This is a genomic window from Amycolatopsis mongoliensis (assembly GCF_030285665.1).
Classification (GTDB): Bacteria; Actinomycetota; Actinomycetes; order Mycobacteriales; family Pseudonocardiaceae; genus Amycolatopsis; species Amycolatopsis mongoliensis.
The window spans coordinates 9,279,512-9,303,953 of the sequence record NZ_CP127295.1 but is presented as its reverse complement, the minus strand read 5'-3'; the positions used below and the strand labels follow the sequence as shown (position 1 = coordinate 9,303,953).

20 protein-coding genes and 2 pseudogenes are annotated in these 24,442 nt (G+C 71.3%); 17 read left to right on the top strand and 5 right to left on the bottom strand.

Annotation, left to right across the window (positions count from 1 at the left end; translation table 11 throughout):
• Window positions 1-6 precede the first annotated feature (6 nt).
• A complete protein-coding gene (locus tag QRX60_RS44610) occupies window positions 7-336 on the bottom strand; it encodes a hypothetical protein (protein WP_285997508.1) in 330 nt (109 codons plus the stop codon).
• Between the two features lie 167 nt (window positions 337-503).
• Between QRX60_RS44610 and QRX60_RS44605 the strand changes: the two genes are divergently transcribed.
• The gene (locus tag QRX60_RS44605; protein WP_285997507.1) at window positions 504-1,157 is read left to right on the top strand and encodes a 7-carboxy-7-deazaguanine synthase QueE; all 654 of its coding nucleotides are present in this window, start codon (window positions 504-506) and stop codon (window positions 1,155-1,157) included.
• A gap of 41 nt (window positions 1,158-1,198) precedes the next feature.
• Here QRX60_RS44605 and QRX60_RS44600 read toward each other — a convergent pair whose 3' ends face one another.
• Window positions 1,199-1,954 (bottom strand): FadR/GntR family transcriptional regulator, encoded by a 756-nt coding sequence (locus tag QRX60_RS44600; RefSeq protein WP_285997506.1) that lies wholly within the window; start codon window positions 1,952-1,954, stop codon window positions 1,199-1,201.
• A 230-nt stretch (window positions 1,955-2,184) separates the two neighbouring features.
• Here QRX60_RS44600 and QRX60_RS44595 point away from each other — a divergent pair, with 230 nt between their 5' ends.
• The 9 genes from QRX60_RS44595 to QRX60_RS44555 all read left to right on the top strand — a co-directional run bounded on the left by QRX60_RS44595 (window position 2,185) and on the right by QRX60_RS44555 (window position 13,006).
• Window positions 2,185-3,552, top strand: a complete 1,368-nt coding sequence (locus tag QRX60_RS44595) for an ABC transporter substrate-binding protein (protein WP_285997505.1) — start codon at window positions 2,185-2,187, stop codon at window positions 3,550-3,552.
• The gene (locus QRX60_RS44590; RefSeq protein ID WP_285997504.1) at window positions 3,549-4,466 is read left to right on the top strand and encodes a carbohydrate ABC transporter permease; all 918 of its coding nucleotides are present in this window, start codon (window positions 3,549-3,551) and stop codon (window positions 4,464-4,466) included. The genes QRX60_RS44595 and QRX60_RS44590 overlap by 4 nt, the downstream gene beginning before the upstream one ends.
• Window positions 4,456-5,391 (top strand): carbohydrate ABC transporter permease, encoded by a 936-nt coding sequence (locus QRX60_RS44585; protein ID WP_285997503.1) that lies wholly within the window; start codon window positions 4,456-4,458, stop codon window positions 5,389-5,391. Before QRX60_RS44590 ends, QRX60_RS44585 begins: the two co-directional genes overlap by 11 nt.
• A gap of 97 nt (window positions 5,392-5,488) precedes the next feature.
• Window positions 5,489-7,408, top strand: coding sequence for a hypothetical protein (locus QRX60_RS44580; protein ID WP_285997502.1), 1,920 nt, complete (start codon window positions 5,489-5,491; stop codon window positions 7,406-7,408).
• The gene (locus tag QRX60_RS44575; protein ID WP_285997501.1) at window positions 7,405-8,349 is read left to right on the top strand and encodes an aldo/keto reductase; all 945 of its coding nucleotides are present in this window, start codon (window positions 7,405-7,407) and stop codon (window positions 8,347-8,349) included. Before QRX60_RS44580 ends, QRX60_RS44575 begins: the two co-directional genes overlap by 4 nt.
• Entirely contained in the window at window positions 8,346-9,185 is an 840-nt protein-coding gene (locus QRX60_RS44570; protein WP_285997500.1) for an amidohydrolase family protein, read from the top strand. Before QRX60_RS44575 ends, QRX60_RS44570 begins: the two co-directional genes overlap by 4 nt.
• Entirely contained in the window at window positions 9,182-10,243 is a 1,062-nt protein-coding gene (locus tag QRX60_RS44565) for a zinc-dependent alcohol dehydrogenase (RefSeq protein ID WP_285997499.1), read from the top strand. Before QRX60_RS44570 ends, QRX60_RS44565 begins: the two co-directional genes overlap by 4 nt.
• Window positions 10,240-11,010 (top strand): SDR family oxidoreductase, encoded by a 771-nt coding sequence (locus QRX60_RS44560; RefSeq protein WP_285997498.1) that lies wholly within the window; start codon window positions 10,240-10,242, stop codon window positions 11,008-11,010. Before QRX60_RS44565 ends, QRX60_RS44560 begins: the two co-directional genes overlap by 4 nt.
• Before the next feature lie 46 nt (window positions 11,011-11,056).
• Window positions 11,057-13,006, top strand: coding sequence for a right-handed parallel beta-helix repeat-containing protein (locus tag QRX60_RS44555; protein ID WP_285997497.1), 1,950 nt, complete (start codon window positions 11,057-11,059; stop codon window positions 13,004-13,006).
• 304 nt (window positions 13,007-13,310) lie between these two features.
• Here QRX60_RS44555 and QRX60_RS44550 read toward each other — a convergent pair.
• Window positions 13,311-13,731 (bottom strand): annotated as a pseudogene (locus QRX60_RS44550) (integrase core domain-containing protein); the annotation flags it as partial.
• A 96-nt stretch (window positions 13,732-13,827) separates the two neighbouring features.
• Entirely contained in the window at window positions 13,828-14,346 is a 519-nt protein-coding gene (locus tag QRX60_RS44545) for a flavodoxin domain-containing protein (RefSeq protein WP_285997496.1), read from the bottom strand.
• Between the two features lie 348 nt (window positions 14,347-14,694).
• Between QRX60_RS44545 and QRX60_RS44540 the strand changes: the two genes are divergently transcribed.
• The 7 genes from QRX60_RS44540 (at window position 14,695) to QRX60_RS51715 (ending at window position 23,504) form a co-directional block, all read left to right on the top strand.
• The gene (locus QRX60_RS44540) at window positions 14,695-15,477 is read left to right on the top strand and encodes a hypothetical protein (RefSeq protein ID WP_285997495.1); all 783 of its coding nucleotides are present in this window, start codon (window positions 14,695-14,697) and stop codon (window positions 15,475-15,477) included.
• 347 nt (window positions 15,478-15,824) lie between these two features.
• Window positions 15,825-18,146 carry a heavy metal translocating P-type ATPase gene (locus QRX60_RS44535; RefSeq protein WP_286003827.1) on the top strand — a complete coding sequence of 774 codons (2,322 nt, stop codon included), beginning with the start codon at window positions 15,825-15,827 and terminating at the stop codon, window positions 18,144-18,146.
• Window positions 18,143-19,906, top strand: coding sequence for an alpha/beta hydrolase (locus QRX60_RS44530; protein ID WP_285997494.1), 1,764 nt, complete (start codon window positions 18,143-18,145; stop codon window positions 19,904-19,906). The genes QRX60_RS44535 and QRX60_RS44530 overlap by 4 nt, the downstream gene beginning before the upstream one ends.
• Window positions 19,907-19,995: 89 nt before the next feature.
• Window positions 19,996-20,760 (top strand): ABC transporter ATP-binding protein, encoded by a 765-nt coding sequence (locus QRX60_RS44525; RefSeq protein ID WP_285997493.1) that lies wholly within the window; start codon window positions 19,996-19,998, stop codon window positions 20,758-20,760.
• 28 nt (window positions 20,761-20,788) lie between these two features.
• Entirely contained in the window at window positions 20,789-22,789 is a 2,001-nt protein-coding gene (locus tag QRX60_RS44520; RefSeq protein WP_285997492.1) for an ABC transporter permease, read from the top strand.
• Window positions 22,762-23,193, top strand: coding sequence for an ABC transporter permease (locus QRX60_RS44515; RefSeq protein ID WP_285997491.1), 432 nt, complete (start codon window positions 22,762-22,764; stop codon window positions 23,191-23,193). The genes QRX60_RS44520 and QRX60_RS44515 overlap by 28 nt, the downstream gene beginning before the upstream one ends.
• Window positions 23,190-23,504 (top strand): universal stress protein, encoded by a 315-nt coding sequence (locus tag QRX60_RS51715; RefSeq protein ID WP_408630179.1) that lies wholly within the window; start codon window positions 23,190-23,192, stop codon window positions 23,502-23,504. The genes QRX60_RS44515 and QRX60_RS51715 overlap by 4 nt, the downstream gene beginning before the upstream one ends.
• A 64-nt stretch (window positions 23,505-23,568) precedes the next feature.
• On the opposite strand, the pseudogene QRX60_RS51710 reads toward QRX60_RS51715, so the two are convergent.
• Window positions 23,569-24,273, bottom strand: a pseudogene (locus QRX60_RS51710) (DUF998 domain-containing protein); the annotation flags it as partial.
• Window positions 24,274-24,442 lie beyond the last annotated feature (169 nt).

Below are 24,442 nucleotides of genomic sequence, written 5' to 3'. Positions count from 1 at the left end.
GGGCGCTTATCGATGGCCGGGTCGGTCGGTGAGGACGCGGGGATGTTCGCGGCCGGCAGCGATGCCGTCGCGGATGGTCGTGGCCAGTTCGTGCGAGTCGAAGCCGGCGACGCCGAGGTGGCGGCGGGCAGCGTCGGTGAGGTGGTGGGTGATCGCGGCGGCGCTGATCCAGCCGTTGCCCAGCAGCTCGCCGAGCGCTGCTGCGGCGGCGTAGACGGCGATGTGACGGTGGCCCTCGGTGGCGGTGGCGGTGGCGACGTTGCGGCACTCGGCGGCGACGGCGGCTTGGACGTGGGCGGTGACCCGGCGGCTGGTCGCCGGCAGTTCTGGGATCACCGCGGGGCGATGCGGCGGTGGCGGTGGGGTGAGGGCGGTGACCAGCCAGCCCCGGAGGACAGCGACCGGGAGGATCTGTGGGGTTCGCGCGAACGGAGCAGTGGCCGACCAGAGCGGTGAATCCGACGGTTGGGAGCCTGGTTGCAAGTGAGGTGTTCGGCCCGACAGTGCAGGACGAAGGCCCTTCCGCCGGCCGCTGCGCCAGCTTCGTCTGCCTTGGCGGCTGCAACCTGTCCTGCGGCTGGTGCGACACCCCCTACAGCTGGGAGGGGCGCCGGTTCAACCTGCGTGCCGAGCTGGCACGCACACCGGTGCAGCAGCTGGCGGACCGCGCGCTCGCCGGGGACCCCGAGCTGGTGGTGATCTCCGGCGGTGAACCGCTGCTGCACCAGGCCCGGCCCGCGTGGACGGCACTGCTGGTGATGCTGTGCGCGGCCGGGTCGAGATCGAGACCGCAGTCCGACGAGCAGCAGGGGTGCCGCTATCCCGAGCACGGCGTAGGAGGGCAGGATGCCCATGCCCAAGGTTGCGACGCCCATCAGCGCGAACGCTGCGAACAGAGCGGTGCGCCGGCCACGCCGATCACCGATCCAGCCGAAGACGGCCGCGCCCAGTGGAGCCGTCAGGAAACCGATGGCGAAGGTCGCGAAGCTCATGAAGGTCCCGAACCAGGCGTTGCCGGTCTTGAAGAAGACCTGGCCGAACACGAGCGCCGCAGCCGTTCCGTAGATGGAGAAGTCGTACATCTCCAACGAGGTGCGCCTCATCGCCGGGGCGGTCGCCCGAAAGCCCTGACCGGAAACCCCACGCGTCGACGGTGACGGTGATCAGCAGCGCGGGGTGAGGGCAGGGGAGCAGGGCCTCAACCGAAGACGCGTCGCTGGATCTCGCGACGGTAGTCCTCCAACGTGTTGTCGAGGTGCACCGCGGCGGCTTGGGCGGCCGCCTCCGGGTCGCCGTCCCGGATGGCTTCGTAGATCGCCGCGTGCTCTTCGACCGCCTCCGCGGCGTGCCCGCCCACCGTGCCGTGGAGGCCAATGGTGCTGGACTGGTGCTGCAGCCGCCGGACTTCGCGGACGGCGGCCAGGAGGAACTGGTTGTGGGACGCGGCCGCGATCCCGAGGTGGAAGTCTTCGTCTCCGCGGTCGAACAGCGCCGCTTCGCCGGTCAAATGTCCCTGGCGGCAGGTCTCCGCGGCCGCTTCGATCGACCGGAGTTCGACCGGGGTGGCCCGGGTGGCAGCCAGCCTGCTGGCGGTCATCTCCTGGACCCGGCGGAACTCGAACAGCATGTACACGTGGTCCAGGTCGGTCGGCAGGAAGAGGCCCGACCAGCGGGCCGACCCGAGCATCCCCTCGTCGTCGGCCACGTAGAGGCCGCGCCCCTTCTGCGCGCGCACCCGCCCGATGGCGGAGAGGATCTTGATCGCCTCGCGCACCACGGTTCGGGAGGCACCCAGCCGGGTGGCGAGTTCGTTCTCCGTCGGCATCCGGTCACCGGCCTGCAGCTGCGACTCGGCGATGAGCTGGAGGATCTGCTCGGCGACGCGTTCGTACCCGGGCCGGTAGGCGGCCTCCGGGGGCGGCCCGGGCTCGCCTGCTGCGCGCGACTCGTCCACCCAGTTGTCTCCTTCATCGGCGGCTCAGTGCCATGAACCCTACATCTGCCCGACGCTCGCAGCAATGTGTATGACTTATTTTCTCCCGCTTGAGGCCTTGACGAAGCTGCTTTCAACAGCTGTGATAGGTCGCTGTAGAGACCGCCCGCAGCAATGTGTACGACACATATGACGTGTTTGCTACCGCGTCAGGTGTGACCTGCGGGTCCCACGATGAAGTGGAGTACTTCATGACAGTTCAGGTGCGCGCCCCCGGAGCCAGAGGATCGTCCGGGCGCCGCCGGCGGTATGCGGGCCTGGTCGTAGGCGTCGCGGCCGTCCTCGCCGCGGTCACGGCCTGCGGCAACGGCGGGAGTGGCAGCGGAGCCCAGGGCGGGTTCCAGCCGGTGCAGCAGACGGGCGGGAAGATCACCGTCTGGGTCGATTCGACGCGGCTGCCCGCGGCCCAGCTCTACCAGAAGCAGCACCCGTCCGTGCAGATGGACATCGTCACCTACGACGGGGACGCCAACGGCTCGAACTACCTGCAGACCAAGGTGAGCCTGTTCAACCGCACGCGCAGCGGCTGGCCGGACGTGGTGTTCAGCTCGCAGAACAACGAGGCCACCTGGGCGGTGCAGGCCGGGTTCACGGCGCCGCTGAACAAGGGCCAGATCCCCGAGGCCACTCTGAGCGGCTGGACCGCCGGGGCCAACGACCCGTGCACGGTCGAGGGCACGCTGTACTGCCTGCGCAACGACCTCGCCCAGACCGTCCTCTGGTACAACGCGCCGCTGATGCAGTCGTGGGGTTACCAGGTGCCCAAGACCTGGGAGGAGTACCAGGCGCTGGGCCAGCGCGTCGCCACCGAGCACCCCGGCTACCTCGTGGGCACGGCCGGCGACAACTTCACCCCGGAGATCTACCTCTGGGCCTCCAAGTGCGGAGCCAACGAGATCACCGGCCCGAAGTCGGTCAAGGTCACCACGACCAGCCCGAACTGCACCCGGATGGCGTCGCTGCTCGACACCCTCGTCAAGAACCGCACGATGTCCACCAGCAGCGTGTTCAGCTCCGACTTCGCCAAGAACGCCGCGGACAAGATCCTCATGATGCCCGGGCCGTCGTGGTTCGGCGGGTCGGTGTTCCAGGAGTCGTTCAAGACCCCGGCCGGGCAGGTCGCCGCGGCCCCGCTGCCGCAGTGGGCCGGGGACCCGTCCCCGTCGGTCGGCAACGTCGGCGGCGGCACCTGGCTGCTGTCCGCCCACAGCGCCAACCTCAAGGACGCCACCGACTTCCTCACCTGGGTCACCACTTCGGACGAGTACCAGGGCAAGGTCTCGCCGGGGTACCCCGCCTACGCGGCGGCGGCGAAGACCTGGCTGGCGAAGCAGTCCTCGAGCAAGTACTACGCCAACGACATCGCGGCCCCGCTGCAAGCGGCCGCCCCGCAGGTGTGGCCGGGGTGGGGCTACGGCCAGTTCAGCCAGGAGGCGATCTGGGCGTCGACCGTGACACCGGGGCTGACCGCGGGCAAGACGATCGTCTCGATGCTGCCCGAATGGCAGACCGCGATCACGAACTACGCGCGGTCCAACGGGTACGAGGTCAGCCAGTGACCACCGCCACCCCGGCCACCCGGCCGGCCAGGACCCCGTCGCGACGGCGGGTGTTCTGGCCGGGCCGGGCCGGTCACCTGTTCGTCGCCGCCTACGTCGTCCTGCTGATCGCGTTCGGGGTCGTTCCCACGGTGTACGCGGTGTACTTCGCCTTCACCGACGCGGGGGACAACTTCGCCGGCTTCTCGAACTTCGCCGAAGCCGCCAACGACTTCCGGTACTTCTCCGCGGTCGGGCACGTGGCGCTCTACCTGGTGTTCTGGCTGGTTTCCCTGGTCGTGTTCGTGGTCGGGCTCGCGCTGCTGCTGCACCGCCTGACCTCGAGCGGGACGAGCAAGGCGTTGCGCTTCCTGTACTACATCCCGGGCGCGCTGGCCGGCGCCGCGAGCGTGATGGTGTGGTTGTTCATGCTGGACCCGTCGGTGAGCCCGGTGAGCGCGCTGCTGCGCGCGGCCGGGTTCGACACCTTCGGCGAGGTCGTCGCGCCGGATCACCTCCCGGTCCTGTTCACGCTGATCGCGTTCTGGACCGGGGCGGGCGGCTGGATCGTGGTGATGTACGGCGCCCTGAACAACATCTCGCCCGATCTGCTGGAGGCGGCCCGGATCGACGGCGCGGGGGTGTGGCAGACGGCGTGGCGCATCCAGATCCCGTTGCTGCGCAAGTGGATCGTCTACATGGTCATCCTGGCGTTCGCCGGCGGGACCCAGCTGTTCGTCGAACCGCAGCTGCTGTCGCAGGCGAGTGTCGGCGTGGCGGGACGCGACTACTCGCTGAACCAGCTTTCCTACGACTTCGCCTTCCAGAACAACAATGTGAACACCGCCGCGGCGATCTCGGTGGAGCTGCTGGTGGTCGGGCTCGTCGTCGCCGGCGTGTTCGTCGCGCGATCGGGGTTCTTCGATGCCGACTGACACCCGCCTTCCCGCGCAGGCGAGCGAGTCGCTGCGCCGCCCGGCCTCGCCGCGGCGGCGCGCAACCCGGAAGCTGCCGAACCCGCTCGCGGCCCTGGTGCTCGCGCTGTTCCTGGTGTTCTTCGTGCTCCCGGTGGGGTGGCTCCTGCTGGCGGCCACGAAGACCGACGACCAGCTCGTGCACGGCAACCCGCTGTCCTTCGGCTCGTGGCACGCGCTGGCGGACAACTGGACCGCGCTCACCTCCTTCCAGGACAACGCGATCTTCCGGTGGCTGGGCAACTCCGCGCTGTATTCGTTCGTCGCGCTGGCGATCACGCTGTGCGTGGCGATCCCGGCCGGCTACGCCCTCGCGATGACCGAGTTCCGCGGCCGGCGCACGCTGCTCGTCGCGACGCTGGTCGTGATGCTGATGCCGAACGCGACCCTCGTCGTGCCGTTGTTCCTCGAGGTGAACGCCGTGCACCTGATCGGCTCGATGTGGTCGATCATCCTGCCGTACTCGTTCTACCCGTTCGGCGTGTACCTGACCTACATCTACTTCAGCACCGCGGTACCCCGGGACCTCATCGCGGCGGCGAAGCTCGACGGCTGCTCGTCGTTCGGCGTGTTCCGCCACGTCGCCCTGCCGCTGGCCACGCCGATCGTCGCGCTCGTCGGCTTCTTCAGCTTCGTGGCCAACTGGACCAACTACTTCCTGCCCTACGTCCTCCTGCCGGAAAGCGACCAGTTCCCGGTCCAGGTCGGCCTGGGCACGCTGCTGAACTCGGTGCCCCAGTTCAACCCGACGGTCGGCACGACGGCCGTGGAGCGGCCGGAACTGGCACTGGCCACCTTGCTGGCGATCACGCCGGTCCTCGTCGTCTTCCTGTTCTCCCAGCGTTTCCTGGTCGCCGGGATGCTGGCCGGCGCGACCAAGGAGTAACCGCGGCAGCCCGACGCGGCGCTGTCACCGGTCGTTGCGCAGCGGCACCCCGGGTGCCGCTGCCGGTGACCGCTGCCCTGGAATGGAGCACCTTCTGATGTATCCCGTCATCACGGCCTCGGTACCCCTGCTCGAACCACCGGGCTGGGCCATCGCCGAGCGCGAGCTGTTCGCCCTGCTCGACCGGGCGTGGCGCCGGTTCGTCCGCGACTTCACCGGCCCGGACGGACGGCTGGCCTACGACGGCGAGCTCACCACCCGCGACGGCGTCGACGACTTCTACGAGACCTTCTTCAACTGGCCGCAGCTCTACCTGCTCGGCGGCGCCGACGACCTGCTCGCCGAGTCCGAGCGGCACTGGGAGGGCGTCACCCGGCAACTGACCGAGCTGGGCATGCTGCACGACGAGTACGAACGCGGCTACGACTGGTTCCACCAGGGCGAAAGCCTGCTGCTGCTGTACTTCCTGTGCATGGCGGCGCCCGAGCGGTGGCGGGAGCGCGCGCTGCGGTTCGCGGAGCTCTACGTCGACCCGGCCCACGGCAACTACGACCCCGCGCACCGCATCATCCGCCGGCCGCACAACGGCAGCGATCCGGCGCGCGAGGGGCTCTTCGACGGCGGTTCGTACCCCTGGCTGCCCCGAGAAGCCGTGACGTACGGCTTCCCGCTGGAGTGGCTGCTGCCCCCGGACGCCGAGGAACCCCCGCGGGAGCGCGACCCCCGGCTCGGCGAGCAGATGCGGCGCCGGACGGGAACCGGCGACACCGCGGTCAACCTGGCCGCCTCCGGGCTCGTCTTCAACGCCTTGCTGCTGTCCGGCGACCCGCGCTACCGAGACTGGCTCGCCGAGTACGTGGGTGCCTGGCGGGACCGCGCCGCGGCCAACGACGGCATCCTCCCCGACAACGTCGCTCCCGACGGCACCGTGGGCGGCCTGCTGGAGGGCCGCTGGTACGGCGGGCACTACGGCTGGTCGTGGCCGCACGGCTGGTACAGCGTCGGGCACGCCGCCGTCGTCGCCGCGTTGTCGGCCGCGCTCGCCACCGGGGACGAGAGCTTCACCGACCTGGTGCGTCCGGCGCTGGACGAAATCATCAGCCACGGCAAGGTGATGGCCTTCACCGAGGCGGACTCCAGCCTCGAGTCCAAGTGGTCGGTGCAGCTGCGAGAAGACGTCGACACCCCGACGCTGCACGTCCCCTTCCGCTACGACGACCGGGGCTGGTTCGACTACAACCCGATGCTGATGGGCGTCCCGGCCGCGCTGTGGCACCACACGGCCGCGCCGGAAGACCGCGAACGCCTCGAACGGCTGCGCGCGGCCGGTGGCCACGACTGGCGAACCGTGCGGCCGTTCCGCAGCAAGGAGGAAGCCGGGCACGAAGAGCCGTGGCTCGCCTACCTCGCGGGCGACAACCCGGACTACCCCGAGCGCATCCTGGCCGCCGCCCAGGCCCAGGTGCGGCACCGGCTGACCCGGATGGAGCGCTACCGCGGCCGGGCCGTGCCCGAAGCCGACATCCACCTGTGGCAGCAGTCCAACCCCGTGGTCACCGAGGCGCTGGTCCAGCTCACCTGGGGTGGTCCGCAGGTGGTCTACAACGGCGGGCTGCAGCAGGCCCGCGTCCGGTACCACGACGCGGACGCGCGGCGCCCCGGCCTCCCCCCGTCGGTGGCGGCGCTGGTTTCCGGCATCGACCCCGAGGCGACCGTGGTCGAGCTGGTCAACCTCGACCCGGAGGCACCGCGGTCGGTGATCGTCCAGGCCGGGGCGTTCGCCGAGCACCACATCCGCGGCGTGACCTACACCGTCTGCGACGACCCCTCCTGGATCGGCGGCCTCTACGACTACGGCCACCGCGAACCGGCCGTGACGACCGCGTCGATCGACCTCGACGGGCCGTGGCTGCGGGTGGACCTGCCCCGGTCCAGCCGGATCCGCCTGACCCTGCGGCTCGCTCTGCGGGCCCGCACGCCGTCCTACGCGACCCCGTTCGACGAGCGTGACGCATGAAACGAGGACCACTCGGCGACACCGGGCTGGAGGTCTCCGAACTCGGCTTCGGCGCCGCCCCGCTGGGCCGGTTGCCGCGCGGCGGCGAACGACGCGGCATCGACGCCGTCCACACCGCACTCGAACTCGGCATCACCTTCTTCGACGTCTCCCCGTTCTACGGCGGCACCGTCGCGGAAACCGTCCTCGGCAAGGCGTTGCGCGGTGTCGAGCGCTCGGAATACGTGCTCGCCACCAAAGTCGGCCGGTACGGCGAGGCCGACTTCGACTTCAGTGCCGGCCGGGTGACCCGCAGCGTGCGGGAAAGCCTCGACCGGCTGGGCACCGACCACCTCGACCTCGTCCAGTGCCACGACGTCGAGTTCGGCGACCTCGGCCAGGTCGTGCACGAAACGATTCCCGCCCTGCGTGCCTTGCAGGAGACGGGCCTGATCGGCGCCGTCGGCGTGACCGGCTTTCCCTTGCCCGCTCTCGCTTACGTCGTCGAACGCACCCAGGTCGACACGATCATCTCCTATTGCCAGTACACGCTGCAGAACCGGCGGCTCGCCGCGTGGCGGGACCGGTTCGCGCGCCACGGCACCGCCGTGATCACCGCGTCCCCGCTGTCGATGGGGGCCCTCACCAACCGCGGGGCGCCGTCCTGGCACCCCGCGCCGGAGGACATCCTCCGGCGGTGCGCGGAGGCGGCCGCGTTGTGCCGGGACCGAGGCGAAGAACTCGCGCGGGTCGCTCTCCAGTTCGCGGTGAACACCGGTGGTTTCGCCTCGACGCTGGTCGGTGCCGCCGACCCGGAGGAGGTGCGCCGGGACGTCCGCTGGATCACCGAGCCGGTCGACGACGACCTGCTGCGCGCCGTCGAGGAGTGCCTCGAGCCGGTCCGCGACCGCTCGTGGCCCAGCGGCCGCCCGGAAAACCAGGAGCCGGGAGGAACGGCGTGACCGCGGTCCTCGACTCCCACGTGCACTTCTGGGACCCGCGGCAGCTGCGCTACCCGTGGCTCGACGACGTCGACCGGCTGAACCGGCCGTTCACCCCGGACGACTTTCCCGCCCGGCACGACGTCATCGTGGTCGAGGCGGGGCGGGTCCCCGGGGATGCTGCCGCCGAGATCGCGTGGATCCGGCGCGAAGCGCAGCGGCACCCGTGGATCCGCGGAATCGTCGCGCACGCCGACCTGGAGCACCCCGAGGAGGCGAGCCGGTTCGCCGGTGACCCGTTCGTGGTCGGCGTCCGGCGCAACGTGCAGGACGAAGCTCCCGGCTTCCTCGAGGGCAAGGATTTCCGCGCGGGCGTCCGGCTGCTGGGGGAGACGGGGCTTCCGTTCGACGCCTGCGTCCGCGCGCACCAGCTGCCCGAACTGACCGCACTGGCCGAAGCCTGCCCGCGGACCACGATCGTCTTGGATCACCTCGGCAAACCCTCGCCCGGCGGCCCCGGGTACAGCCGGTGGTGCCAGGACCTGCGGCGGCTCGCCCGGCACGGCAACGTGCGGTGCAAGCTGTCCGGCCTGGCCACGGAGACCGTTCCGGGCACCGCCCGCTCGCAGGTGGTCGACGCCCTGAAGGAAGCCCTCGACGCGTTCGGGCCCGGCCGATGCCTGTACGGCAGCGACTGGCCCGTGATGACCCTGGCCACCGACCACGAGGCGTGGCTGGACGCCGTCCACACCGCACTCGACGGTCACCCCGCCGAAGCCGTTCTCCGCCACAACGCCGAGAAGACCTACCTCGCACGCGCTGCCCTCGGGCAAGCAGGACGAAAGGACCCGGAATGAGTGCCCCACCGCAGAGCCCGCCCACCCGGCGGGTCGCCTACTCCGGCCGCCGGAGCCTGGTCGTCGAGGCGGCGGATCCCGTGGCCCCGCCACCCGGCCACGTCCGGATCGACGTGGCCTACACCGGGATCTGCGGCACCGACCTGCACATCTACCACGGAGACATGGACAGCCGCGTCCACCCGCCCGGTGTGCTCGGCCACGAAATGTCCGGGCGGGTCGCGGAGGTCGGCGCCGGGGTCGAAGGCTGGCGACCCGGCGATCCCGTGACGGTCATGCCGTTGCGGTGGTGCGGCGAGTGCCCGGCCTGCCAGGCCGGCCACACCCACATCTGCCACCGCCTGGTGTTCCTCGGCATCGACGCGCCGGGGGCGATGCAGAGCAGCTGGACCGTACCCGCCGAAACCCTGGTGCGGCTGCCGTACGACCTCCGGCTCGACCACGCCGCGCTGGTCGAGCCCGTCGCGGTGGCCGTGCACGACGTCCGGCGCGCTGGCCTGCAGTCGGGCGAGCGGGCCTTGGTGGTCGGCGGCGGGCCGATCGGACTGCTCATCGCCCTCGTCGCACGCCGGTCCGGCGCGGTCGTCCTGCTGGCCGAGCCGGACTCGTTCCGACGGTCGGTCGCGGAAGGTCTGGGCCTGACCGCGCTCGACCCGCGTGCCGAACACTTCTCCGAAACCGTCGACCGGTGGGCCGGCGGGGCCGGCGCCGCGGTGGCTTTCGAGGTGTCCGGCGCCGAAGCGGGCGTGGCGACGGCGATCGGCGCACTGGCCACGCGAGGCCGGCTGGTCCAGGTCGCCATCCACCCGGCGCCCCGGCAAGTGGACCTCCACCGGTTCTTCTGGCGTGAACTGACGCTGGTCGGCGCCCGCCTGTACGACCGCGACGACTTCACCGCTGCGGTCGGGCTCCTCGGCGAGGGCGCGATCCCGGCCGACGCCCTGATTTCACGGACCGAACCCCTCGACCGGGCCGGCGAGGCCTTCGCGGCACTCGAATCCGGCGCGGGCGTGATGAAGGTCCTCATCGACTGCCGCGCTTCCGGGGAGGCACGATGACCCCGCCTTCCCCGTTCGACCTCACCGGCCGGTTGGCGGTGGTCACCGGCGCCCGCCGGGGGATCGGCCTCGGCATCGCCGAAGCGCTGGCCGCGGCCGGCGCGGACATCGTGGCCGTCAGTGCTCAGCAGGAGGCTTCGGGCAGCGAGGTCGAAAAGCGCGTCACCGCGCTCGGCCGCACCTGCACCGCGCTGAGCGCCGACTTCGCCGACCGGGCCGCCGTCGCGGAGCTGGCGGACGCCCTCGCCGGTCTCGGGCGCCCGGTGGACATCCTCGTCAACAACGCGGGCACCATCGCCCGGGCCCCGGCCGCCGAACACCCCGACGCCGACTGGGACCGCGTCATCACCGTCGACCTCACCAGCCAGTTCACCCTCACCCGCGAGGTCGGCCGGCGCATGCTCGAGCGCGGCCGGGGCAAGATCGTGTTCACCGCTTCGCTGTTGAGTTTTCAAGGCGGCATCAACGTCCCCGGGTACGCCGCGGCGAAATCGGGCATCGCCGGGCTCACCCGGGCCCTGGCCAACGAATGGGCCGGGCGCGGCGTGAACGTCAACGCGATCGTCCCCGGCTACGTCGAAACCGACAACACCCAAGCGCTGCGAGCCGACCCCGGCCGCTTCGCCGCGATCCTCGACCGCATCCCGGCCGGCCGCTGGGCGCGGCCCGAGGACTTCGGCGGCATCGCCGTCTTCCTGGCGTCGGCGGCGTCGGACTACGTGCACGGCGCGCTGGTCCCCGTCGACGGCGGCTGGCTGGGCCGCTGAGGCCGCTCCAAGTTTTCCCACCGCAGGATCCTCAAGGAGGATGATCATGCGTCACCCCGTCAAGAAGGTGCTGGCGGCGCTGGCCGTCACCACCGCCGCCGCGGCACTGACCGCCGTCCCGGCACAGGCAGCCGGGATCCCCGGCTTCACGATCGTCGTGGCTCCCCACGGCGGCGATACCTTGCAGCACGCCCAGAAGCTCGCTCGCACGCTGTCCGCGCGCGCGGACGTCCACGTCGAACTCGCGGGCGGCACGTACCGGCTGAGCGCCCCGCTGAAGTTCGACGGCGAGGACTCCGGCCGCAATGGCCACACCATCACCTGGGAGGCCCGCGCCGGCCAGCAGCCGGTCCTGTCCGGGGGCCAGGCGGTGACGGGCTGGCAGCTGCACGACCCGTCGGCGAACATCTTCGTCGCGGACGTGCCGAAGGGAGCCGATTCGCGCCAGCTCTACATCGACGGCGCGTCGGCTCCCCGGGCCGCGATCACCATCGCGCGCACCGATGTCCAGGTCACCGGCACCGGCCTGACGATCGTCAACCCGGCGTTGAACTACCTGGCCTCCCTGCCCGCCCAGAACCGGATCGAGGTGGAGAGCCAGAACTCCTTCACCGACCGGTACGCGCCGGTGCAGAGCATCTCCGGCACCACCATCACCATGCAGCAACCGGCCTGGAACAACAACAACTGGGGCTACGACACCCTCGCCCGGCCCTTCGCGGGCGGGACGCTGCTGCTGGAGAACTCGTACGCCTTCCTGCAGACCGGGCAGTGGTACCTCGACCCGGCCGCGGGGAAGCTGTACTACAAAGCCGCGCCGGGACAGTCCCCGGCGGGTAAGGACGTGGAGCTGCCCCGCCTGACTTCGTTGCTCCAGGTGAGCGGAACCTACGACCGTCCGGTCCGCAACCTCGCGTTCCGCGGCCTGAGCTTCGAGCACACGACCTGGCTCGAGCCCGGCACGTCGATCGGTTACGCCGACCAGCAAAGCGGTGCGTTCCTCGCTTCGGCGTTCCCCCAGCCCGCCGACTTCCTGACGTCCTGCCAGATCGGCTGCCCGCAGTTCGAAGCGGCCCGCAACAGCTGGCACCAGGTCCCCGCCGCCGTCCAGGTTTCGGCCGCGGACACCATCTCGTTCGAGGGCAACACGTTCGCCCACCTGGGCCAGGTCGGCCTCGGCATCGGCAACGACGCCAACGCCCACGCCAGCGGGGTCGGCCTCGGCGCGTCCGGCATCACCGTGCGGCGCAACACCTTCACCGACGACGCCGGCTCCGGCATCGTGGTCGGCGGCGTGCAGCCCGACGCGCACCACCCGAGCAACTCGGCGATGACCACCAAGAACGTCACCATCACCGACAACCTCGTCACGAACGTGGCGCGGGACTACAAGGACATGGCCGGGATCCTGAGCACCTACGTCACCCACGCGGTCATCGAGCACAACGAGGTGTCCGACCTCGCCTACGACGGCATCGACGTCGGCTGGGGCTGGGGCGCCAACGACCCCGGTGGCAGCCAGGACTACCGCAACCGCGGCTTGTACGCCTACCAGCCCGTGTACACGACGCCGACCACGCTGAAGGACACCGTGGTCCGCTACAACCTGGTGCACGGCACGAAGAAGGTCTTCCACGACGGGGGCAGCATCTACAACCTCTCCGCCAACCCCGGTGCGGTCATCGACCGCAACTACATCTACGACAACCACAACACGGTGGGCCTGTACCTGGATGAGGGATCGCGGTACGTGAGCTTGTCGGACAACGTGATCCAGGACGCCGGGGTCTGGGCGTTCACGAACGCGAGCAGCACCAACAACACCAACGACAACACGCTCACCAGCAACTGGTACAACACGGGCGCCACCCAGGTCGCGACCGGCGCCCCGCACAACAACGTCCTCGACGGCAACGTCAAGATCACCGACGGCAGCTGGCCACCGGCCGCGCAGGACGTGATGCGCGACGCGGGCATCTCGCCGACGGGGCACTAGCCTCCGGCCGAGGCTCCGGGACGCGGGAACGAATCCCGCGTCCCGGGGCGGCCGCGCCCGGGCGGCGGCCTGCCTACTTCGCCGCGAGAGCCGGGTACAGGCTGTCACCGGGTACAGGCGAGCCCCGGCGTGCACCTTGTTGGTCATCTTGTCGACCAGCAGTTCGTGCTCGCCGACGGACCGGTCCGCGGCGGGCTGCATCGGGGTGTCGGTCAACGAGTGCGAGGGCGCCGGTCGCTATCTTGTTGCGTCGAAAGATGCGGTGCCTTCCCGTGTTTCCGGGCATGGCGTGACTCCGCTGGTTGTATCGCCCCGTGAGGTTGGGGACGCGGCCGGCGGGTGGTTTGCCGGCGAGTGCGGTGTGGCCGCGATGGTGATCGTAAGTGTGCAACCAGCCCGGTAACGCTTCGCGGCGCTGGGTCTCGGTGCGGTAGGGCCGGGCGTAGGCCCATTCGTCGAGCAGGGTGCGGTTGAACCGCTCCACTTTGCCGTTGGTTTGTGGCCGGTAAGGCCGGGTGCGTTTGTGGGCGATGCCCGCGTCGCGCAGCGTGTCGCGCCAGAGCCGGGAGCGGTAGCAGGAGCCGTTGTCGGTCAGCACCCGTGCGACGGTGATCCCGGCATCGGCGAAGAACGCCTGCGCGCGGGTCCAGAACGCGGCCGCGGGTCTCCTTGGTCTCATCCGGGAGGATCTCGGTGTAGGCCGGGCGGGAGTGGTCGTCGACGGCGAACGTGGGTAGGCCTCGGCGTCGGTCTTGAGCGCGCCCGGTGGTCCAGGGTGAGTCGGTGGGGCTTCGGCGGACCGACCGTCGTCATGCTGCCGGCTACCCATCCGTGGGCTGCGCACGCTGGAGGCTGTTCGGCTCCGGTCGTCCATGTGCTTGATTCAGCACCAGTTGAGCCCAGTTCCGGATCGCATCCCAGTCGCGCATGTCCCGTCGGTGCCGCTTCCTCCGCCCCGGCGGGTCGACGCCGCCGAACACGGTGACGGCGACCGGGGTCAGCCAATTCCGTTTGGCCAGCGCCCGGTCGAGTTGCGCGCGAGCGTGTCGCCAGGCGTCTTTGTCGTCGGAGCGCGGTCCCATGCCGAACACCGCGATCGGTACGCCGGCGGTGAGTTCCGGGCGGTGCTGCTTGAGAAACCGGTGAGCGTCGCGGTGCCAGCGTCCGGAGTACAGCGCACCGCCCAGCACGACGAGGTCGCGGCCGGCCAGCGATTCGCGGACCTGCCTTGCCGCGTGCAGTTCGGTGTCGCCGGCGTGCTCGCGCAGTGCCGCAGCGATCGCCTCGGCGACCTGTTGTGTCGAGCCGTTCTTGGTCGCGTAGGCCACCAAGATGTCCATGACACACCTCCTGTCGCTCATCTTCGCTGGGAGGTAGTCGCTGCGGTAAGGGTCCAAGGTCCGTCATCTCGTTGTGGGTCTCAGGTGCAGCTTCGAAGGTGGTTGCCGCCCGGTCGGCATGCCGCTGCATGCACCCCCCCGGTGGATGCGCCCGCTGCTGCCACGCTCGTGATCCAGCTCGTTCGCACCGTCGTCGACGTCGTCGACCGGTTCACCCGGGGCGACGCCAACACCAAGCCAGGATCTGGCACCGCCAGCGCACACCCCTCCCCGGCAATGTGATCACGAACTACTGCAGGGGGTAATAGGTCCTCCGGACCGCGGCCGAACTGCTCTTTGCTGCCTGCCGTGGCGGGCGGTTTGCTGGTCAGATCCGTCGCGGCGGATGCGGTGGTCGTGCCGGGAGCCACGTGGGAGGTGAGTGCCTTGCCCGAAACAGCCCGGCGGTCCGCGGCGACGTCGTGGGGCCCGCTCTACCGTGCTGGAGCCGTTTCCGCGGGCCTGGCCGTGCTGCTGTATGGCACGGCGCTGGTCTTGGTCGTCGTCACCGCCGCTCCGCCGGTATCGGACGGCGCGAAGCTGCTGGAGTACATCGACGCGCACCGAACGTTGTACGTCGTCCGGCAGCTGCTGTGGCTGGCCCCGGGCATCTTCCTGATGGTGACCTTCCTGGCGCTGGCCGTGGCCCTCCGGCACCAGGGCAGGAGCTTCGCTGTGACCGCGGGCCTGATCGCCGTCGCGTCGTGGGCCCTGTCGCTGGCGGTGCCCACGACCGGCGACGGTTCGCTGGCCTTGGTGTTGCTGAGCGACAAATATGCCGACGCGACGACCGCCGCGGGGAAGGCTCCCTTCGTGGCCGGGGCGGAGGTCCTCATCGCGCTCAACGACGTCCCGGCGGTGCTCGGGTTCCTGCAGACGCTCGGCGTGCTGCTCGTCTCGCTGCTGATGCTGCGGGGAACCTTCTCGAAGGGCTTCGCCTGGTTAGGTCTGGCGACGGGCGTGATCGGGATCCTTTCGGAGCTCTTCAGACCCGTTCTGGGCTGGAGCTACGCGATCTACGGCGTGTTGTTGTTCGCCTGGCTGGCCTGGGCCGCCTTCGCCCTGTGGCGGGTCAGCCCGGACTCACCGTAGAACGGGAGCGTGCCATGGCAGGCGGGTCGCGGACCATGCCATCGCCGATCGCGGCCTTGGGATCGCCACCAAGGAGATCGACACGGTCTACGTGCTGGCCGGTGGAGTGGCCGTGGACGCGTACAGCCGCCCCGGCTCGACCGTGATCAGAGTGTTGACGGAAGCGATCGGCCGTCACCGTACCGACTCCGGTATCGCCCCGGTGAGGAGAGACGAAAGACCCTGCGTGCGGTGCTCTGGTCCTCTACTCCGCGCGGCGATGGCGGGGTCGGATGGACGGCAGTGGCCCGGACCGCGGGAGGACACCGGTGATCGAAAACGACGAGACTTCGCCCGAGACGTCAGGGATGCGTTGGCGGTCCTTGCGGAAATGGGCCGAGCCGGCGTTGGTGATCGTCACCGTTGGTGCTCTGTTCGCCGGTGGCGTCGGCTGGCTGGCCGGCGCCGGCGGGTTCGCCGACGGGTGCTGGGCGGCGGCAACGCTGGTGGCCGTGATCCCCGCACTGTGGTGGGTGATCGCTGCGCTGCGGCGGAAGCGGGCCGGGGTGGACCTGCTCGCGGTGCTGTCGCTCGTGGGCACTCTGGTGGTGCACGAGTACCTGGCCGGAGCCCTGATCGCGGTGATGCTCGCGACCGGGCGAGCGCTGGACGCGGCGGCGGAACGGCGCGCGTCGCACGACCTGCGGGCGCTGCTCGAACACGCGCCGCGGTCGGCGCGGCGTCGATGCGGTGACACGGTGTCGGTGGTGCCGTTGTCCGAGGTGGCGGCTGGTGACCTGCTGGTGGTCGGCCCGGGCGAGGTCGTCCCGGCCGATGGGCTGCTCGAGAGCGCCGCGGTGCTGGACGAGTCGGTGCTCACCGGCGAGCCGATGCAGGTGGAGCGTGCCGTGGGCGAACCGGTGCGCAGCGGCGTGGTGAACGCCGGGTCGGCCTTCGAACTGCGCGCCACCGCGACCGCGGAGGACAGCACCTACGCGGGCATCGTGCGGCTCGCGCGGCAGGCAGGCGCCGAGAGCGCCCCGGTGGTGCGGCTGGCCGACCGGTACGCCGCCTGGTTCCTGCCCCTCTCGCTCGTCCTGGCCGGACTGGCGTGGGTGTTCAGCGGCTCGCTGGTCCGTGCGGTGGCGGTGCTGGTGGTCGCCACGCCGTGTCCGTTGCTGCTGGCCGCGCCGGTCGCGATCGTCTCGGGTCTGTCGCGCTCGTCGCGGCTCGGGGTGATCATCCGCGGCGGCGGCGCGCTGGAAACGCTGGGCCGGGCGAGGACCCTGGTGATGGACAAGACCGGGACGCTGACCGCCGGGCGACCGGCCGTGGTGGAGGTCGCGGCCGCGCCCGGGTGGGAGACGGCCGAGGTGCTGCGCCTGGCCGCCTCGGCGGAGCAGCTCTCGCCGCACGTGCTGGCCGAGGCCATCACCACCGAAGCCCGCACCCGCGGCCTGTACCTGTCCCTGCCCCTGGACCTCGTCGAGGAACCCGGCCGCGGCGTCACCGCCACGGTCGACGGCCACCGCGTCGAGGTCGGCAAGCCGGCCCGGCCGTCGGCGCAACAGCCGTGGGCGACGGCGGTGCGCGGCCGGGCCGGACTGGACGGCGCCGCCCTCGCGTGGCTGACCGTCGACGGCGAGCCCGCCGGGGCCGTGCTGCTGCGGGATCCGCTGCGCCGCGACGCTCCGCGCACCCTGCGGCGGCTGCGCGCGGCGGGGCTGCACAGGCTCGTCATGCTCACCGGTGACCGGCGGGAACCGGCCGAGGAAATCGGCACGGTTCTGGGGCTGGACAGCGTGTGCGCGGACCAGACGCCCGCGGACAAGGTCGCGGCCGTCCGTGGCGAACGCGAACGGGACGTCACGGTGATGGTCGGCGACGGGGTCAACGACGCGCCCGCACTCGCCGCGGCCGACGTCGGCGTGGCCATGGGCGCGAGAGGCTCCACGGCGTCGTCCGAGGCCGCGGACATCGTGCTGACCACCGACCGGCTGGACCGGCTCGCCGACGCGATGGACATCGCCCGCCGCGCGCGCCGCATCGCCGTGCAGAGCGCCGCGACCGGGATGCTGCTGTCGCTGGCCGCGATGGCGGTCGCGGCCCTGGGCTGGCTGCCGCCCGCCGCCGGGGCGCTGCTGCAGGAAGGCATCGACGTCGCGGTCATCCTCAACGCGCTGCGCGCGTTGCGGGGCAAACCCGCCGGCGGGATCACCCTGACCCCGGCCACGGAACAGCTGCTGCACCGCTTCTCCGCCGAACACGACGAACTGCGCGGCAGTCTGCCGATGGTGCGCGACGCGGCGAACCTGCTCGCCGGGAGCGGCGCGACCCCGGCTGCACTCGCCGAACTCCAGCGCGTCCACACGTTCCTCGTCGAGCGGCTGCTGCCCCACGAGCGGGCCGAGGAGACCCAGCTCTACCCGGCACTGGCCGCGCCGCTGGGCAGCGACGAAGCCACCGCCACGATGAGCCGGGCCCACGCCGAGATCGAGCGGCTCGCCCGCCGCCTGGGCCACCACCTGCGGCTCGCGGAGGCCGACGGCCGGATCGACCCCGCCCAGCTCGACGACCTGCTGTCCGGCCTCTACGGGCTCTACACCGTGCTGAGCCTGCACTTCGTCCAAGAAGAAGAGAATTACTTCGCCCTGGTCTCGGACGCCGAACCGGCAGGAGCGCGATCATGACGTCGAAAGACGAGCCGCAGGAAGTGTCCTTCCCGGTTGCGGGTGTCGGGTGCGTCGCAGACCTCTACCGGCCTCCGGGGGACGCGCGGCCGGTGCCGTGCGTGGTCATGGCGCACGGGGGAAGCGGAACGAAACGGCTGGGGCTGCCGGACTACGCGAAACGGTTCGCCGCCCGCGGAATGGCCGTGCTGGTGTTCGACTACCGGCACTTCGGGGACAGCGAGGGCAGCCCGCGGCAGGTGATCGACGTCCGCGCGCAACGCGAGGACTACCGCGCGGCCGTCGCTTACGCCCGCACCCTGCCCGGGATCGATCCCGCCCGGATCGCCCTGTGGGGCACCTCGCTCAGCGGAGGGCACGTGCTCGCGGTCGCCGCCGACGACCCGGCCATCGCCGCGGTGGTGGCGCAGGTACCGGTCATCGACGGCTGGCGGCGGGGCCGTACCCTCGCCCAGCGGTTCGAGCGTGACGTGATCGAGCTGACGCTGCGGTTCACGGTGGCTGCCGGGCGGGACCTCGTCCGCTGGTGGCGCGGAGAACCCCCGTATCTCGTCCCGGTCGTCGACGAACCCGGCCGGGTCGCGGCGTTCGTCGAACCCCGCGCCGGTGAAGTGTTCGCGGCACTCGGCGGCGAGGCCACCGGCTGGCGCAACGCCATCGCGCCGCGGTTCGTGTTCGCCCTTCCCCGCTACCGCCGCGGCACCGCCGAGCGGCTGGCCATGCCGCTGCTGATGTGCGTGGCCGACCACGACCTCGAGGCCTCCAGCCGCTTCGCCGCCAAGATCGCCGCGAAGGCGCCGTCGGCCGAGGTCCGGCATTACCCCGCCGGGCACTTCGACGTCTACCTGCCGCCGTGGTTCGACCGGCTCTGCACCGTCCAGGCCGAGTTCCTCCACGACCACCTGTGCGCCGGCCACCACGCGCGCACGGCCCCGGCTTCCGTTGCCCGGATGATGACGGTGCGGACCGGTACGGGCGAGCCCCTGGTCTTCCTGCCCGGCCTGGAGACACACCAGAAAGCGCCGCGTGGCCTGGCCAAGTGGTTCGAGGCGCAGCAATGCAAACGGCTGGCCGAGGGCCGCGAGGTCTGGTGGATCGCCCGCCGCGGCGACGGCACCCCGCCGACCACGATCGCCGAGCTGGCCCGCGAGCACGCCGAGGCCCTGCGGTGGTGGTTCGGGCGCCCGGTCGACGTGGTCGGCGTCTCCACCGGCGGCAGCATCGCGCTGCAGCTGGCCGCCGACCACCCCGACGTCGTGCGCCGCCTGGTCATCGTCTCGGCCGCCTATCGCCTCGGTACGTTCGGACTCAGCACGCAACGAAGCGCCGCGAAAGCGCTGCGGCAGCACCGGCCACGGCGCGCCGGTGCCGCGATGACGGCGATCATGGGCGCCAAACCCGTCACCCGCCGGATCATGCGGGCGCTGGGCTGGCTCCTCGGACCGGTCATCGCGCGTCCTGCCGATCCCGGTCTGGTTGCCACCATCGACGCCGAGGACGACTTCGACCTGAAGACGCGGCTCTCCGACATCACGGCACCCACGCTCGTCGCCGGCGGCGACCAGGACGCCTGCTACGGACGGGAACTGTTCGAGGAAACCGCCGCCGGCATTCCCGATGCCCGGCTGATCCTCTACCCGGGACGTGGGCACCTGGGCATCGACAGAGGGCGCGTCGCGCAAGATGTCCTTGCCTTCCTCGACACCGACGCCACCACGGCGAACGGTGGGCTGACTGGTTCGTTCCCGCACCGCCGCTGATGCACCTTCACGACCGTGGGGACTTTCGTGCCTCAGCGTCGGGTCATCGGTCCCTGGCGGGCACGACTTCCGGGTGGGACAACGGGTTCATGGACTCGGCGTTGGAGCCGCAGCGGATCGTGAACGCGCACGGACAGGCGGCGGGCACCCGGATCGATCTGGACGACGTCTGCCGGTACTTCACCGTGGGCGGTGCGACGGTCAAGGCGCTCGACCAGGTGAACCTGCACGTCGACGAGTCGGCGTTCGTGGTGGTCCTCGGCGCGTCGGGATCGGGCAAGACGACCTTGCTCAACATGATCGGTGCACTGGACAACCCGACCTCGGGGACGGTCCGGCTGGCCGGAGTCGAACTGACCTCGGCGTCCCGGGCGGAGCGCACCAGGATCCGGCGGCACACGGTGAGCTTCATCTTCCAGAGTTTCAACCTGTTCCCCGGGCTGACCGCGCGGGAGAACGTGCAGTTCGGCGCGGACGTCGCGGGCCGGGACGAGCCGGGCCGGGTCGCGGCGGAGGTGCTGGCACAGGTGGGACTCGGCGAGCGTGCGGACCATTTCGCCCACCAGCTCTCCGGGGGCGAGCAACAGCGGGTGGCCATCGCCAGGGCACTGGCCACCGGCAACCCGATCCTGCTGGCGGACGAGCCGACCGGGGAGCTGGACTTCCGCACCGGCGTACAGATCCTCGAGCTGCTGCGGGATCAGGCGCGAGCGGGCCGGACGGTCATCGTGGTCACCCACAACCGCGAGATCTCCCGCGCGGCAGACCGGGTGATCGAGCTCTCCAGCGGGCACATCGTGGGCGACGGACCACCCGAGGGTGGCCGTGCCGAGCTGGCGGACCTGCACTGGTAGGCGTGCCATGGCGCATATCCGGTTGTGGTTGAAGTGGTCTTGGCGGGATCTGCGGCGCCGGTGGCCGCTGGTCGCCGCCATCGCGCTGGTCATCGCGCTCGGGACGGGCACCTATGCGAGCCTGCTGAGCACCTCGGCGTGGCGCCGGCAGTCCAACGACGCGAGCTTCGCCCTCCTGCACGTCCACGACCTCCGGGTCCGGCTGCCGCAGGGGACCACCGCCACCGAGGGCGTCCTGCGCGCGGTCGTGGCCGGTCTCTCCCGCGCGGCCGACGTCACCGCCGCCCGCGAGCGGCTCGTCGTGCCGACCCAGCTCGCCGGGCCGGGCGACCTGCTCGTCTCCGGTGAGATCGCCGGCACCGACAGCACGCCGGGACCGCAGGTCGACGGTGTCTCCACGACAGCGGGACGGGCGCTGCGCCCCGCCGACGACGGAACCGCCGCGGTCGTGGTCGACTCGGCGTTCGCCGGCCGGCACGCCGGCCTGGTGCCCGGCGAGCTGACCGTGTCCGGCGGCAGCCGGGTCCGGGTGGTCGGCGCCGGGCAGTCCCCGGAGTACTTCCTGATCACCGGAGGACAGGGCGCCACGCCCTTCCTCAGCCAGTCCTCCTACGGAGTCCTGTTCACCGATCTGCACAGCGCGCAGCGGGTGACGGGCGCGGCCGGGCAGGTCAACGACCTGGTGCTCACGCTGCGGCCGGGCTGCGACCGCGCCGCCGTCGCGGAAGAACTGGGCCGCGCCCTGCGCGACACCCCGGCGACGCGGGCCGCGACCGTGAGCACCCGCGACGACATCGACGCCTACCGGGTCCTGTACGAGGACATCGAGGGCGACACCCAGCTTTGGCGGGTGATCGCGTTGCTGGTCCTGCTCGGGGCGGTGTTCGCCGCGTTGAACCTGACCACGCGGGTCGTCGAGGCCCAGCGGCGGGAGATCGGCATCGGGATGGCGCTCGGCGTGCCGTCGCGGTGGCTCGCCGTGCGGCCGTTGCTGTTCGGGGCGCAGATCGCGCTGCTGGGCGTCGGGCTGGGCATGGTCGTCGGCTGGGTCGTCGGGATACCGCTGCGGAACGTCTTCGTGGACATGCTCCCGCTGCCGATCTGGCGGACCCCGCTCCAGACCGGCGTGTTCCTCCAGGCCGCCGCGCTCGGGTTCGTGCTGCCGCTCGCCGGGGTCGCCTGGCCGGTGTGGCGGGCCCTGCGCGTGCAGCCGGTGCAGGCCATCCGCGTCGGGCACCTCGCGGCCCGCGGCAGCGGCCTCGCCCCGGTGTTGCGCCGGCTGCGGCTGCCCGGACGCGGCTACCACCGGATCCCGATCCGCAACCTGCTGCGCACGCCGCGCCGCACCGCGCTCACCGCGCTGGGTATCGCCGCCGCGATCACGACACTCGTCACCACCACCGGAGCCATCGACACCTTCCACGGCACGCTCGACCGAGCCGAGCGGGAGTTCCTGCACGCCGCGCCCGACCGCGTCATCGTCACCCTGGACGGCTTCCAGCGGCAGGACGCGGACGCGGTTCGCACGGTCGGCGCACTGCCTCAGGTCGGCCGCGCCGACGCCGGCCTCTTGCTGCCCGTCACCGCCCGGTCCGGCGCGGCGGACGTCGACCTCGTCGCCGAGGTACTGCCGGACGGGGCCAGGTGGTCACCCAGCATCGTCTCGGGCGCCGCCACCGGTGGGCTCGTGCTCGCGGAGGAAGCGGCACACGACCTCGGCGTGAACGTCGGCGACACGATCGTCCTCGACCACCCCCGCGCCACTCCCGAGGGCCTGCGCACCGACCGGACGACGATGCGCGTGGCCGGCCTCCACCCCAACCCGATGCGCATGCTCGCCTACCTGGACCAAGCCACCGCCGCACCGTTCGGCTTCACCGGCGTCACGAACACCCTGACCGTCACCCCCGCCCCGGTGTGGACGTCACCGACGTGCGGCGAGCGCTGGTCGCCATCCCGCACATCAGCGCGGCGAACACGGCCCAGGCGACCACCGAGGGCATGCGCACGACCCTGGACGAGTACCTGAGCGTCCTGCAGGTCGCCGCGGCGGTCACGCTCCTGCTGGCGTTGCTGATCGCGGTCAACACCACGAGCATCGGCGTGGACGAGCGGGCCCGTGAGCACGCCACCATGCTGGCCTTCGGCCTGCCCGTGCGCACCGTGCTGACCATGACCACCGTCGAGACCGTGGCGATCGGCACGATCGGCACGCTGGTCGGCATCCTCGGCGGTTACGGCGTCCTGGCCTGGATCACCACGACGACCCTGCCGCGCGTGATGCCCGACCTCGGCGTCAGCGCCGCATTGGCACCCACCACCGTTCTCACGGCGCTCGGGCTGGGCATCGTCACGGTTTCGCTGGCCCCCTTGTTCAGCCTGCGTCGCCTGCGCCGCATGGACATCCCGGCGACGTTGCGCGTCGTGGAGTGAAGTCGCGCGACGTGAAGGTCGGCGGGTCGAACTGCCCACTCGAGGCGTTCGGAGCGGCCGTCGGTGAGCCAGGCTCCGACGACCTCGGATTTCGCGGTCCGGGCCCGGTATCCCGAGGTACCGGTCGAGCTGGAGATCGCCATCGCCGGGCTCGCGCGCACCTTGCTGGGCCACACGCGCCGGGCCAGCTCGTGGTGGCCGGATCTCACGGCCGGGGCGGCTTGCGCGGCCTGCTGCTGGGCTCGACCAGCCAAGCCCTTCTCCGCCGCGCGATCTGCCCCGTCGCCTCGTTCCCCTCGGCCCGGCCGTGAAACCGGCCTGACGAGACCGTCCGTAGCGCGGTGGGGGACCGCGGAGGCAGCGGATCGCGCCAGCCACCGCGGCGGCGGACATGGCGAGCAGCTGGATCCGCTGCGGGATCCCGGGCCAGCCGAGCGGGTAGAGCGCGACGCAGCCGAGCCCGGCCACGGCCCAGATCGTGCACAGCAGGCGGATCAGCGACCGGTCGGCCCGCGAACCGCAGTGGACGGCGAGCCGGCCGGCCGCGAACGCGAGGGTGACCACCGCGAGCTGGGCGACCACGCTGGACCCGAGGTGCACCAGGTGGTGCCACGAGACCTGCCCGGTGACCTCGAGGCGTGCGCACACCGGGTCTACGGTGGAGACGCAGTCCGGCACGAACATCGCGTCGGCCACGGTGGCGATGCCGAACACGACGAGGGACCAGCGCACCGCGGCTGCTGGCCGGTTCGGCGGCAGGACGCGCCGCAAGAGCCAGGCCGTGGCGACGAAACCGGCTCCGGCAACGAGGTCCCCGGCCCGGAACAGGTGCTGGTAGGGCTGGAACACGGGGTAGTGCTCGCTGACGAAGCTGCGGACCGGGGACAGCCCGGTCGGCAGGACGAACTCCAGCAGCCACAACGAGTATGCGGCGCCTGCGGTCAGCAGCAGGACGCCCGCCCGGCGCCGACGTCCGCTGGTTTCCGGCGCACGGCGGAGGTCGGCGTCGTCGGAAAACACTCGAGCAGCGTTCGGCCGAGAGGGCCGGCGCGGGCGGGAAAGCTGTCCGGAAGTTCGCATCGCTGGTAACGCTGTCTGCTCTATACCTGAACCCAGTCTGTCGCCCGGGGAACGGTTCGGACGAGGGACGTACGGCACCACGCCGCTGCCGAAAGTCGTTTTCGGTGGCCCTGCGCCTCCGTCCGGAACTGGCCCGCTGCCTCGTCGATGCTCGTGGTGGTCCCCTCGT